Annotated in this window: 12 protein-coding genes; 4 read left to right on the forward strand and 8 right to left on the reverse strand. The window is 39.2% G+C overall.

Going from position 1 to position 13,539, the window contains the following annotated elements:
* Nucleotides 1-19 precede the first annotated feature (19 nt).
* From ACE1B6_RS26905 to ACE1B6_RS26915, 3 genes are all read left to right on the forward strand, one after another.
* Nucleotides 20-508, forward strand: a complete 489-nt coding sequence (locus ACE1B6_RS26905) for an NUDIX hydrolase (protein ID WP_413260363.1) — start codon at nucleotides 20-22, stop codon at nucleotides 506-508.
* A gap of 94 nt (nucleotides 509-602) precedes the next feature.
* Nucleotides 603-1,313 carry an HAD family hydrolase gene (locus ACE1B6_RS26910; protein ID WP_413260364.1) on the forward strand — a complete coding sequence of 237 codons (711 nt, stop codon included), beginning with the start codon at nucleotides 603-605 and terminating at the stop codon, nucleotides 1,311-1,313.
* A gap of 195 nt (nucleotides 1,314-1,508) precedes the next feature.
* Nucleotides 1,509-2,039, forward strand: a complete 531-nt coding sequence (locus ACE1B6_RS26915) for an AAA family ATPase (RefSeq protein ID WP_413260365.1) — start codon at nucleotides 1,509-1,511, stop codon at nucleotides 2,037-2,039.
* Between the two features lie 3 nt (nucleotides 2,040-2,042).
* Here ACE1B6_RS26915 and ACE1B6_RS26920 read toward each other — a convergent pair whose 3' ends face one another.
* The 6 genes from ACE1B6_RS26920 to ligA form a co-directional block, all read right to left on the reverse strand.
* Entirely contained in the window at nucleotides 2,043-3,347 is a 1,305-nt protein-coding gene (locus ACE1B6_RS26920; RefSeq protein WP_413260366.1) for a glycosyltransferase family 4 protein, read from the reverse strand.
* 157 nt (nucleotides 3,348-3,504) lie between these two features.
* On the reverse strand, nucleotides 3,505-4,785 hold the full coding sequence (locus ACE1B6_RS26925; RefSeq protein WP_413260367.1) for an MFS transporter: 1,281 nt from the start codon (nucleotides 4,783-4,785) through the stop codon (nucleotides 3,505-3,507).
* Nucleotides 4,786-5,041: 256 nt separating this feature from the next.
* Nucleotides 5,042-5,521, reverse strand: a complete 480-nt coding sequence (queD, locus tag ACE1B6_RS26930; protein ID WP_413260368.1) for a 6-carboxytetrahydropterin synthase QueD — start codon at nucleotides 5,519-5,521, stop codon at nucleotides 5,042-5,044.
* A complete protein-coding gene (locus ACE1B6_RS26935; RefSeq protein WP_413260369.1) occupies nucleotides 5,518-6,144 on the reverse strand; it encodes a 7-carboxy-7-deazaguanine synthase QueE in 627 nt (208 codons plus the stop codon). Before ACE1B6_RS26935 ends, queD begins: the two co-directional genes overlap by 4 nt.
* 462 nt (nucleotides 6,145-6,606) lie before the next feature.
* Entirely contained in the window at nucleotides 6,607-7,533 is a 927-nt protein-coding gene (locus tag ACE1B6_RS26940; RefSeq protein WP_413260370.1) for a DMT family transporter, read from the reverse strand.
* A 29-nt stretch (nucleotides 7,534-7,562) separates the two neighbouring features.
* Nucleotides 7,563-9,608, reverse strand: a complete 2,046-nt coding sequence (gene ligA / locus ACE1B6_RS26945; RefSeq protein ID WP_413260371.1) for an NAD-dependent DNA ligase LigA — start codon at nucleotides 9,606-9,608, stop codon at nucleotides 7,563-7,565.
* A gap of 181 nt (nucleotides 9,609-9,789) precedes the next feature.
* On the opposite strand from ligA, the gene ACE1B6_RS26950 reads away from it, so the two are divergent.
* A complete protein-coding gene (locus ACE1B6_RS26950; RefSeq protein WP_413260372.1) occupies nucleotides 9,790-9,993 on the forward strand; it encodes a hypothetical protein in 204 nt (67 codons plus the stop codon).
* A 161-nt stretch (nucleotides 9,994-10,154) separates the two neighbouring features.
* Here ACE1B6_RS26950 and ACE1B6_RS26955 read toward each other — a convergent pair whose 3' ends face one another.
* Both ACE1B6_RS26955 and ACE1B6_RS26960 read right to left on the reverse strand, forming a co-directional pair.
* Nucleotides 10,155-10,841, reverse strand: a complete 687-nt coding sequence (locus ACE1B6_RS26955) for a PEP-CTERM sorting domain-containing protein (protein ID WP_413260373.1) — start codon at nucleotides 10,839-10,841, stop codon at nucleotides 10,155-10,157.
* A gap of 102 nt (nucleotides 10,842-10,943) precedes the next feature.
* A partial coding sequence (locus ACE1B6_RS26960) for a cadherin-like domain-containing protein (protein ID WP_413260374.1) occupies nucleotides 10,944-13,539 on the reverse strand: 2,596 nt, incomplete at its 5' end.

Here is a 13,539-nt window from a genome sequence, read left to right on the forward strand (position 1 = left end):
GTCATAATTTGGTGAAGCAATGATTGGAATGCCTAAATTAACTACTCTGATTTACTGTGTGGAAAATGGTAAAGTTTTACTAGCACAACGCATCAAAGAGCCATTTATTGGATACTGGATTGCGCCTGGTGGTAAGCTGGAACCGGGAGAATCACCTTACCAATGTGCCGTTCGGGAACTTATTGAAGAAACTGGTTTATCTGCTCATAATCCTAGACTAAGGGGTATTGTTACCGAAACTTCTGCACTCCCAGATTGGCAGTGGATGATATTTATTTATGTGGTGACTAGCTTTAGCGGAACGTTAATTTCCGATCGGCGGGAAGGTAAACTAAACTGGTGGTCATTGGCAAATCCCGGAGAGTTGTATATGCCAGAAGCCGATCGCATATTCCTGCCCAAAGTGTTAGATTTTAATCAACCAATTTATCAAGCTACATTTTACTATGATGATAATTTGGTAATTAATAAAATTTCTGAACATCCAGCATGGAATTCGGAAATTTAGACTTGGGAAAATTTAGCCAATAAGTTCATTAATTGGAAAATCAGAGACATTAACTTATTCTCAAAAAATCTGCTGCAAAAATAGGGAAAAAAGTATGTTTGACACGATCGCTTTCGATGCTGACGATACATTGTGGCACAATGAAGTAATTTTTCAGGATACACAAAAATTGTTCTACCAAATGTTACAGCCTTATGCTGATGAAGAAACTATACATCAAAACTTATCCAAGGTTGAGATGTCTAACGTTAGACTATTTGGCTATGGAATCACAGGTTTTACTTTATCAATGATTGAAACGGCGCTGGAAATTTCCGCAGGACAGATTCCGCAAACGAAAATTCAATATATTATTGATTGCGGTAAGCAGATGCTAGAAGCACCTCTAGAACTACTTCCCGATGTCAAATCTACTTTAGAACAATTAGTAGATTCATACAATCTAATGCTAATTAGTAAAGGTGATTTAATGCACCAAATGAATAAGGTAGAGCTTTCTGGTTTAGCTGACTTATTTTCTATTATTGAAATTGTCGCTGAAAAAAATAAGTACACTTATCAAAAAATTGTTCACAAACATAAACTAACAGCTTCATCTTTACTGATGGTTGGTAACTCAATGAAATCTGATATTTTGCCAATTTTAGAGATTGGAGGTAGTGCTGTTTATATACCCTATCATGTTACTTCTCATGTAGAAATGATCGCTCATGAAAACACGCCATCCGATCGGTTTTGGGAATTGGAATCTTTGAAAGACTTACCACAACTTTTGAGTAAAATTACGCAAGTTGCTAGTTATTAATTCTTTCGGAGTTCCCCCCTTGAGTAAGGCTAAGGGGGATCTTTAGCTGTGATTAGTAGGTTTAGATTCCCCCAACCCCCCTTAACAAGGGGGGCTAAGAAAGAGCCAGACTTGTAACTAGCAACTTGAGTTAAAATTCCTCACTAAATTCTCCCACGCGCTTTCACAAATTGGCAAAATTCAGCAGATTAACAAATGGTAAAAAAATATGTACTCACAGGGGGGCCAGGTGCCGGAAAAACCAGCCTTTTACTACATTTAGAAATTCTCGGTGAAACAATCATTCGAGAAGCAGCAGAAGACTTAATTCGCTATCAAAAAGCAGTAGGAGTAGCAGCACCCCGACTGGATCTTGATTTTGAAGAAAATGTATTAAAGCTACAACTGTCTAGGGAAGTTAATATTAACCCAAAGCTGCATAGAGTTTTTTTAGATCGAGGCTTATTAGACGTTTTCACCTATTATCGGTTTTTAAACCGAAATCCCAGCCAGTTAATGCAATCAGTAATTCAGCGATTGCAGCAGGAAAAAGTATATGAAAAAATCTTTATTATTGAACATCAGGGAGTCATGGAAAATACTGTTTTTAGAGGCGAAAATCTTGAAGAAGCGTTAATGCTAGAGAAACTTCAAGAGGAAAGTTATAGACAGTTTGGTTATGAAGTAATCCGAGTTCCCTCTGGTTCAATTGAAGAGAGAACAAAGATAATTTTGTCTAACTTATAAGATTCATTTGGATAGTATTTGTAAAATACAATCAGCAATATTCCTGGGCAAACTGTACTTACGCTGCAATTTTTCTTTACCCTTAAGCCAAAAACTTTTCCTCTCTTCCCTGGACATATTTACAGCACGAGTGAGAATTTGAGCAAATTGACTGGTATTTTGCACATCAACTAAAAAGCCATCTTCACCATGTTCAATTAATTCTTGCAAACCATCAACTTTTGAGCAAACTAGAACTGGGCTATTGTCATTACACCAATGTCTAACTTCTAAGGGAATCATCCCAAAAGGTTCTGCCAGGGAGGGTACAACAACTGATTTTACGTTTGGTAATCGGAAAATTGCTCTCAGTTCCTCTTGGGGAATAAATTGATGGATAACTTTACCCCGAACTTGTAGGTCTGCAAATAGTTGGATAATCTCCTGGTAACTGCCTTTAGTTTGAGAAGTGGCAAAACTTGTCACCAGAAGCACGAGTTCCGCTGAATGGTCTGTTTGTGATTCAGCAAATGCTTTGACTAAGTACTCAAAGCCTTTGTATTTTGCTGCCCTACCCGTAGCAAAAACAATATCCCGATCGCATGGTAATCCATATTTCTCAATTACCTCTTGCGGATTAGGGCTAGTTAATTCTTCAAATAAAGGTAAGCCATTAGTTAAAGGAACTAAACTTTCTAAAGAGGCGTGATAGTCAGTCAGCAAATGATTTTTCATAAAATTATTAATATGAGCGACAAAACACTCTTTATGGGTGTTAGCATCAATTACCGCTTGCCTTTCCCAGTTATACCTAATTTCATTGGTGTTTTTCTCATGAATCAATCCGGTACTATGGGGAATCCAAACCACAATGGGTTTATTGCCTTTAAATTTAGCTAATTGTCGAAACAGAAAAGAACTCACCCCACAATAAGGAGGATCGTTAGTAAAAACAATATTCAACTCATGTTTTTGAAAGTAGTTAATGGCGAGGTTTGCTGCTCCAATTGATGTGGCTTTCCACTGCTCCAGATCAACATATTGATCGTCCCCTTCAGTGCCATTCAATTGATAGAGGACATCGCCTGAGAGCGATCGACATATTTCTTTAGTTTCTTGCAACATTTCTGGTCGATACCAGCTACATTCTGGATGATAAAATGGTGTGCCCGCATAGAATACCGTCTCCAAACCATGCTCTTGTAAATACTCAGCAACGACAGGCATTGAGTGAATAAAGTGCCTAATAACAGTACCGACACCACAACACCAGCTAGTGATGCCATCGTAGGAAAAAAGATAAATTGCTATTTGTTTAGTTTGGTTCATTTCTGAATAATTGAATTAAATAAGATGAATTATATCATTTTCAGTCCGATAATTATCCTATCTGCGATCGCTGATAATTATCCATTGAAAACAGACTAACATATCGTTAGTAATTAGTTATTTTTGTACTTATTCATACTCAAATTAAGTAGGTATATCAATTTAGTGACTGTGCTTCCAATTCCTGTTTCCTGAACTGGTCAACGATAAAGGTAATAAAGACAAATATAGTCAACACGCAGCCAGAAAGAATATATACCAATCCATAGTTTGTGTAAATATCGAAATCTAACTTTTGAATTAATGGCTGAGTAAGAACTGGTGACAAAAACTGCCCCAGAAATGTTGCTGCGGTTAGTCCTCCCACTGCACGTCCCCGATAGATAGCGGGTACTGTAGCTGTGAGCCAAGAATCTAAATTAGGTACTAAAAACCCTGCACCTAATCCGCATATTGTTAAACCCAATAAAACCAATCTGTAGTCGTTTACCAAGCCAACTATTTCATAACTCAGACTCACAAGACCAAGGGAAACCACAACTATAGTCATGTAATCTAGTCGCTCTTTTACTTTGGCAAACAATAAGGAACCGATAATGAAAAACAATGTCATTGCCGCGATCGCTATACTATTTTGTTTAGCATTAGCGCCAGTCATAGCTTGCAGGTAAAACGGCAAATGTACAGGAACTAGATATAACATCACTTCTCCCAACATCGCCGTGAAATAAATAAATATTAATATTTTTTTTGGTACATTAACTTGGGTAGATGCAGGCTGAGGTTGTTCCCCACCTGGCTGATTTGCTGCTGCCTGAACAGATTCGCTTGATGCAGATTTCTGCTGATTAACTATTCCTTCTGGTTCCTTAATCACCAATAAAATCAGAGGTAATAATAAAAAAGCAATTAGATGAGTCAGAAAAGGATTCCGCCAATCAAAATCTGCTAAAACACCACCAGTCAGCAATGCAGTTACGGCTCCAATTCCAATAAATGCAGCTTGTAAACCTAACACCTTGACTCTTGCTTGTCCCAGATAATAATCACCTATTAATGTGGTGACAGAAGTAGTAATTCCCGCTGTAGCTAAACCAACAAGGGCACGACTTACCAAAATCCAGAATAGGGAAGGTATAAAAAATCCTAAAGTTCCAAACAAGCCAAAGAGAATAATTGAAATTACTAGGATTGATTTTCGTCCTATATAATCAACTCCAATTCCAACTACTGGCGCTCCTAAAAGTATAAACAAAGAAGGAATAGCAACCACCAATTTTACCCACAAGCCAACATTGTTTAACCCGGCAAAGTATTCTTGCATTGCTGGCAGAGCAGGTGTCAGGCTTGCAGCTGCGAATACAATTAGCGTACTCGACAAAAGCAAGGTTGATTTAACGATCAAGGAATCGGGATTGTATTGATTTTGACTTATCATTGCTGCTATTGGTGAACCCTTAAAGCTATTACTTAAGAAAGGCTGTCTTCGCTAAAGAAAGGCGAAGACAGGGCAACAACATACCTAAAAAATTCTTATTAGTATTGTGACACTCGCGTAAGTCCTAATTTGGTCTTATAACAGTTTGAATAGGTGAGCGAATCTTCCCTAATCCAGTAGCTTTGTGAGGAGTTAGAACTTGCGAGGGCAACCTAACAATAGAAAATCAGGTGTTGCCGATTTGGGAGTCTAGCTTCTACATAATACTTGTTAAGTTAATTCCTACGCCATCTTCATCTTGACGATAATGGTGTACATTCAAACTTTCCCCAGAATTCAACCAGCCAGCTATCCGGGTTTTAGAATACAAACAGATTGAAGTGCAAGTTTCCTCAATTCTGACCGCCGTTAGCCCTGGTAATCCTGCTTCTTCTAATTTTTCATAGATCCAAGCCGCAATTTGTTCGCTAGTTGGTGATTCCAAACCTGTTGATTCATTTAAATAATAGTGGTCTAAATAATTTTCCACCAAGGGTTTGAGATATTTTTTGATATCTGAATAGTCGATCACCATGCCTTGTTTAGCACCGTTTTCCACCAAGGCATCACCAGACACATAGACAACCCCACGCCAACTATGCCCATGCAAGCGAGCACACTTACCATCATGGTGGGGTAACTTATGTGCTGCTTCAAACCGAAATTCTTTAGCCAATAACCACTGATTCGTTGTCATTGTACCCCTATGTATTTATGTGTTTGTAGAGAAAGTTTGTAATCAGGTTTTTCTTGTAACATCTGCAAGATCAGAGACAGTGACTTAGACCATCTGTTCCACTCAGGTTGTAGGTAGACATAGAGATCGGGGTGAGCAGATAGATGTTCCTTATATAACTCTATTTCTCTACCCGTTTCTATCACTATTTTCACCTCATTACTGCGGCTCCAAAATTGCGGCTGTACTGGGTATTTAGGGTTAATATGTTGTTTGGGAGATAGGGTGATCCAAGCTTCGGGAGAAACTTCTTGCCAAAAAGATCCTGACGTTTCAATATGAACTTTTTTCCCTGCGTCTAACAAAGCTTGCACTAATTCAGGTAAATGCTTTTGAATGAATGGTTCTCCCCCACTAATCACTACTCTAGGAGATTTGAGTTCCCCTAAAAGCTCATCAATGGGACGTTCCACTCGCGGTAAATTTTTCCCCCCATCAGCATAACCTGTATCACACCAAGGACAGCCCACTGGACAACCAGACAAGCGAATAAAGTCTACTAAGGTGCCACTCCAGTATCCCTCACCCTGAACCGTACTTTGAAAAGTTTCGTGAATTGGTAACTTGATTTCTAAAATCGACATCTCTCAGCCCTATTTTTTATTCGTTAACATAGCCTAATTTCCTCAATATTGATTCTCTAGCGGACACCACACACTAATTTTTGGTTGAATAGTTATGTTATTTAATCAAGAGTTAGTGTGATTGGCGTTTTTTGTCTTTATGAGCATAACATTTACTCAACAGTATACTCAACGGCAAATTTACCAAAGCTTAAAAAAAAATTAATTTTCTTGAAGCAATATTTAAGATTATTTTAAATTTTTTATGTTTAGCTGAAATTATGAACCTTATGATAATAGATTCCGTAGGGTGTGTCAGAACCGGAAAATTATTTTGATTTGCCAAAATTTCCCTGTATAATGCACCCTACAAACCACAAATTTAGCCAAAATTAATCACTAGCAACTTGAGTTAATAATAAACCGGGTTTTCTCGGAAAAATCGATCGGCAAAAGCCTGGTTTACGATCGGGGTGAAACATCTCAGTTAGGTTTTTTACCCAAAGCGATCGTCATCGAACCAATAACAACTAAACTAGCTCCCAACACTCCTACAATTGTTAGGTTATTGGTAACAATCCAAGTCGGAAACAAAAATGCTACTAACCAAACGGAAAGTAAAGTAACAATCGGAGCAGTAGCTAATACAGCACTAACCCTTGACGCTTCCCAATGTTCTAAAGATTCGGCAAAAGCACCATAAGCAATAATGGTATTCAACCCACAAAAAATCAGCATAGTGAACTGCAAAGGAGTTAATTTAAGTATATCTTGGGGTTGAGCAAAAGGAGCAAACAACATTGCACAAATGCCATAAATTAATAACATGACATTTGCTGAAGTTAACTGTTGTAAAAGTTGTTTTTGTGCTAAACCATAAATTGCCCAAACGATCGCAGCTACAACAATTAAAGCTGAACCAAACAAGTATTTTCCTTGAGCAGTAATCAAGGTTCTCAATTGTTCATTAAAAAACAAAAGAAATCCTAACGTTAATACTCCTAAACCTGTCCATTGGAGCAGAGTATAACGTTCTTTAAAAATATAGATTCCTCCTAATCCCATTAACACGGGAGCAAGTTGAATTAAAACTTGAGCATTGGCGGGAGTTGTGTAGGATAAACCTAACAGATAAAGGATATAATTCATTGCTAAAAATATACTAGCAATTGCCAACAAACTTAAGGGTAGAGAACGTAATTTTTCCCCAGAAGGTAGTTGTTTTCTAGTAGCTAAATAGACACCAAGTAAGCCAAAAGACATTAAAAACCTAAACCAAGTAACGGTGTAGGCATCTAATCCTTGAAGTGTTACTTTTAAGGCAATTGGTAGCACTCCCCATAACAAAACAGTTAATAATGATAGTGCTAAACCTAAACGCCATTTTCCCGAAGTTTGATGCAATAACATTGGTAATTTTAGATTTCAGATTTAAGACTTTAATTTTCCAACATTTGCAAAAGTTCCGCTTCCGACAATCGGGTGATTCCTAATTCTTCGGCTTTTTGCAGTTTAGAACCTGCATCTTCTCCGACTACTACAAAGTTAGTTTTAGCACTTACTGAATTTGTGACTTTTCCGCCAGCTTTTTGAATCAAATCTTTAGCTTCATCGCGTTTTAAGGTGGGTAAAGTTCCGGTAAGGACAAAAGTTTTGCCGTTAAATTTGTGACTTTGAGTTGTCGAACTTGGAGCGATTTCTTGATTTGCGAGTTGTAAATTCGCTGCTTTTAATCTTTCGATTAAGGTTTGATTTGCGGGAACTTGGAACCATTGAAACACACTTTGGGCAATTTCTGCGCCTATGCCATAAACTGCCTCAATAGATGTTGCTGAAGCTGATTCTAATTGTTCGACGCTGGTAAATTTTTGGGTTAAAGTTTGGGCGTTGACGCTACCGACTAAACGAATACCTAAACCATATAATACTCTTGCCCAAGGTTGAGCTTTTGATTGATTAATTGCGTCGATTAATTTTGTAGCTAATTTTTGCCCCATTCTATCTAAATTCATCAATTTTTCCGGGGTTAAATCGTACAAATCTGCAACGGAATGCACGAGGTTTTTTTCTACCATTTGATGCACTAGTTTTTCGCCTAATCCATTAATATCTAAAGCGTCACGACTTCCCCAATGTACCAATGCACCTTTTAAAATTGCTGGACAGGAAGCATTTACGCAGCGGGTAACAGCTTCATCGGGTAACTTTACCACAGGTTGATTGCAAACTGGGCAACAAGTTGGCATTTCAAAAGGTTTAGTATTGGGGGGGCGAAGTTCAGTTAAAACTTTGACGACTTCGGGGATAATTTCGCCAGCTTTGTGAATAATTACGGTGTCGCCTACACGAATGTCTAGCGATCGCACATAATCAATATTATGCAATGTTGCCCGTGAAACCGTAGTTCCCGCCAATTGTACCGGAGTTAGTTCCGCCAAAGGTGTAATTGCGCCCGTTCTTCCCACATTTACACTAATAGTTTCGACGCGAGTTGGTGCTTCTTCGGCAGCATATTTTAAAGCTACCGCCCACCGGGGAAATTTTTGGGTAAAACCAAGTTGTTCTTGTAATTTGAAAGAGTTTAATTTCGCCACTACCCCATCAGTCATGTAGGGCAAATTTAACCTTTTTTGATCCCAAGCATTATAGTAATCTGCGACATCTGCTAAACTTCGACAAAGTTGCCGATTCGGATTGACTCGGAAACCGATTTTTTGCAATAATTCCAAAGATTCCCATTGAGTTTGGGTAATTTCCGCATCATCTTTTCCGGGAATATGTAAAGTATAAGCAAAGAAATCTAACCTGCGTTTTGCCACAATGCGCGAATCTAATTGGCGTAAAGTTCCCGCAGCAGCATTACGAGGATTGGCAAATAAAGTATCTCCTGCTTTTTCCCGTTCCTGATTAATCTGTTTAAAAGTATCTAATGCTAAAAATGCCTCTCCTCTTACTTCGACGCGAAAAGGTGGATTTTCTAAGTTTAATTTCAGAGGAATGGAACGAATTGTTTTCACATTTTGGGTGATATCTTCCCCGGTAATTCCATCACCCCTAGTCGCACCTCTAACTAATACTCCATTTTCATAAGTTAGCGCCAAAGCTGAACCATCAATTTTCAATTCACAAACATATTCAAAAGTATCTTTTTCTGTTTCCTGTTCTTTCGCATAACGCCGCCAACGTTCCTGCCAAGCAGCAAACTCTTCTATATTAAAAGCATTTTCCAAACTGTAAAGCGGAATATTGTGCCGCACTGCGGTAAACTGTGTTGCAGGACGTTCGCCGACTCGCTGGGTGGGACTATCTGAAGTAATTACTTCTGGATATTGAGTTTCTAAATCTTGTAATTCCCGGTACAAGCGATCGTATACGGCATCCTCCATAATTGGATTATCGAGAGCATAATAGGCATAGCTTGCTTCCTGAAGCTTTTGCCGTAATTGTTCTACTCGCTGCTTGACTTCTGGCGTTAATAGTGACACAGAACCTCTCTCGGCGCGAAAATCAGACTAAGCACAAATACTAGTGTAACGTTTTGTATCAAATTCGCAATCCGATTTAAGTTATAAATCCTCCCTCTCCTCCCTCTGCGTTCTCTGTGTCTGGAGCAATTCAAAAAACATTTAAACTTTAAAATTATAGAACATGGTTTGAGGTGAAAAAATGAGAGTTTGGTTTGCTAGTTTTCTACTATTGTTTGCTTTAGCACAACTGTTTAACTGGATGAAACAGCTAACTTTACCATTACCAGTATTCATTTTAGGTGGATTGTTGTTAGCGATCGCATCTAATTATGATAAGCGATCGGGCTGGCCTTTTCGCAATCAAATCACCGAATCCAAACCCAACACCCCACCCCAAGAATAAAAGTTCATAATCTTCGTTCGTAGTAGCGACTTCAGTCGTAATCTTTCCTCAACAGTAATTGGATTATTTGCTGATAGTTTACAACCTTTGAATCAATATTTAGAGAATGAATTTGTAGCTGCTTGTTGGGCGATCGCACCTACCCAACAAGCTACAATATTTTAAAGATGTAAGAATCGCCGAATTGCGCCCAAAGAACCAAGCACTAAAACCCCCAATACAGTAGAAGGTTCAGGAACGGAACTCGCAGGTTTAGACAAGGCAACATTATCAATTAATAACCCCGAATTTTTACCAGCATCATACACATCCACAACCCCAAAACCTAAAGTATAAGTACCAGAATTTTGGAACTTATAGGATTTTGATTTAAATCCAGTTTCTTTTTCAAACGGTGTAGCGGAACTAGAAAATTCCGAGAATGTATCGCCTAGTTTAACAGGATTCCCATTGATTGTAAAGAATGCAAAATCATTAAAATCAGTACTTTCGGCTGGTTCATTTGTTAAAAAATTCCAGTTAAAAGTCAAAACTTCTCCTGCTTCGGCTGTAATTATTTGTTTGAGAGCAGAACCTTGAAAAACTTCTCCATTTCCTACTTGATCGAGTCCTCCAGCAGGGGAATTTAAAAACTGTTCGAGTGCTGCATAGTTATCATTTACAGTATCAGTTTTGAGCAATGCCTGTGAATTCTGAACTCCCACATCTCCTAAAGAAGTCCATCCATCCAAATTCGGATCGAAATTACCATTGAGGATAGCAGCGGAGGAAGGATTAGTGTCCAGAATAAGGGACAGACTAACTAAACTAGTTAAAGTGAAAAATTTCAAAACAGTAGTAGTTGACATAGATAGAACTCCAAGAAACACTTCAGGTTAAAATTATTTGGTGATGCTGAGCTAAAAAGTTCTAATACTAAGCAGGTTGATTCACCTACTTAGCATTAGTATTTAGAATTGGAAACTATTAGCATTCAAATCACTAGATAAGACATTTTGCAGCGTAACCAGTGTTTTGAACGTAGCGAAACCTGCGCCATCTGGGTCGATTTGAACGAGAGTATTTGAGCCGCTTTGAACTAGCTGCATATAGCCGTCATCGATCGGATTTGTACCGCTATAATCAGGAAGATTAGTAAATACTTCCGTCAAAACGAGGAGGTCTTTGCCAGGGGTAAAATCGATAATTTGGTCAGTGCGATCGCTAAAATTACGATAAACAAATTGGTCATTACCATCACCACCTGTCAGCGTATCGCCACCCAAACCTCCAATTAAAATATCATCACCATCGCCGCCAAAAATCGCATCCCGACCTTTAGCACCATCAATAGTGTCGTTACCACCTTTCCCCGTCAAAGTGTCATCGCCATCTCCCCCGATTAAATTTAATGGCGGGTCAATCACAGGATTTACAGTAACAGTAACTTGGGCAGTATCAGTGCCGTTTTTGTTGTCAGCGATCGTATAATCAAAAATCGCTTTTCCCAAAAAGTCAGTAGCAGGGGTAAAAACGACATTACCTTCTTCGTCAAGTTCAACACTACCATTCGTCGCGTTGCCCACACTGCTGAGAGTGAGTATATCCCCGTCTTCATCAGTATCATTGCTCAACAGAGTAGCTGCTGTAATAGTAATGGGAGTGTTTTGATAGGTAGTAGCAGTATCGTTTTGAGCAACAGGAGGTTGATTATCTGGCTGTGCAAAAACAAAGTAATCAGCTTCCAGATTTAGATCGGTTACACCTTGAATAATAGCGATCAATTCATCCGGTTCATTACTTGGTTTATCAATTAATAGCTTGGTGTCAGAATCGGATACTTCTAGAATGTACTTGTTAGGAGAACCTTGAAGCTGAATAATATCTTCAGTTAGGTTAAAATCAGCGATCGTTACATAATCATTGCTTCCATCAGTTGCCGTGTCGTTATCGTCGTAGGTAAGCCAGATAACATCTCCCAGGATAAAGCGATCGCTCCCCATACCACCATGAAGAAAATCTTTTTCTCCAACTCCAGGAGTAAGACCAGTAACATTACCTCCAGTTAAAGTATCGTCGCCCTCTCCACCCCAAAGACTGTCATTACCTAAATCTCCAAAAAGCTGATCATTTTCAGCACCGCCAAAAACGGCATCATCATCTTTACCACCGCGAATGATATCGTTACCTTGATCGCCGTAGATAGAATCTGTTCCCTGATTACCATTCAATACATCATCGCCTTCTCCACCTTCTAGGGTATCGTTACCCGCTTGGCCCCAAAGTTCATCATTACCCGCTTCTCCAAAAAGCAAATCATCCCCTTCGCCACCAAATAAACCACCAAAATCCCCAATTTTGCGGTCATCCCCCTCTCCACCGCGAAGGGTATCGTTTCCGCCTACACCATCAAGATGGTCGCTTCCTGCTCCGCCTAAGATTAAATCATTACCTGCATCTCCATAGACAACATCATTACCTCCACCAGCATCAATGTAATCCCCTTCATCAGAAGGTGCGTCACCAGGGCCCCAACCTTCGATGACATCATTGCCTTCTCCACCAATGAGGGTATCGCTACCAAAACCACCTTCTAAGTAATCATTCCCCGCACCACCAAGGAAAGAATCATTCCCCTCACTACCGCGAAACTCAGCATAATTAGCTGCTGACAGGTCAGCAGTATCATTACCTGTACCACTCTTGAAAATCACCCATTCGATTTCTGAGAAACTGGATTCATCAGAAATGGTGCCATTGTTAGGGTCAGTGTAATTAATTGTCAGGTTGTTAATTTCGGTTGAGTAGTCCAGGTCAAGAAGGTCAAATCCTGTACCACCAATTACAACATTAATGCCTGTACCAGGATTGAGGTAGTCATCACCTTCACCACCATTTAAGGTGTCGTTGCCTTCACTACCATAAAGTAAATCATTAGCTCCTAAACCAAAAATTTGGTCATTACCACCTAAGCCATCAATTGTGTCATTTTCTGGTGTTCCGTAGAGAATATCATCTCCTTCGGTTGGTTGAGGAGGATTAACTGTGACGATAACTTGGGCAGTATCAGTATTATTGTTGTTGTCTGCGATCGTATAATCAAAACTCGCTTCTCCCAAAAAATCAGCAGCAGGAGTAAAAACAACAGTACCGTTTTCGCCAAGTTCAACACTACCGTTCGTCGCGCCGCTCACACTGCTGAGAGTGAGTGTATCTCCATCTTCATCAGTATCATTACTCAACAGAGTAGCTACTGGAATAGTTAGTGGAACGTTTCTACTAGTAGTAGTAGTGTCATCAACAGCAACAGGTGCATGATTAGCATCATTATCAACAATGGTTAAAATCGCCGTATTTTGATTTCCAAGAGTTGCGCCACCTGTGGGGTTACTCAAAGACAAATTAATCGTTTCATTGCCTTCTAACAAAGAGTCATCCACGATCGGAATATTGACAGTTTGATTTGCCTCACCACTGGCAAAACTAACCAGAATCGGCGTATTGTCGTAATCATTAGGAGCAGTAGCTGTACCGTCAGTGGGATTCACATTCACGCTGACAGCGCCA

This window comes from Floridaenema fluviatile BLCC-F154 (assembly GCF_041929135.1).
In the GTDB taxonomy this organism is placed as follows: Bacteria; Cyanobacteriota; Cyanobacteriia; order Cyanobacteriales; family Aerosakkonemataceae; genus Floridanema; species Floridanema fluviatile.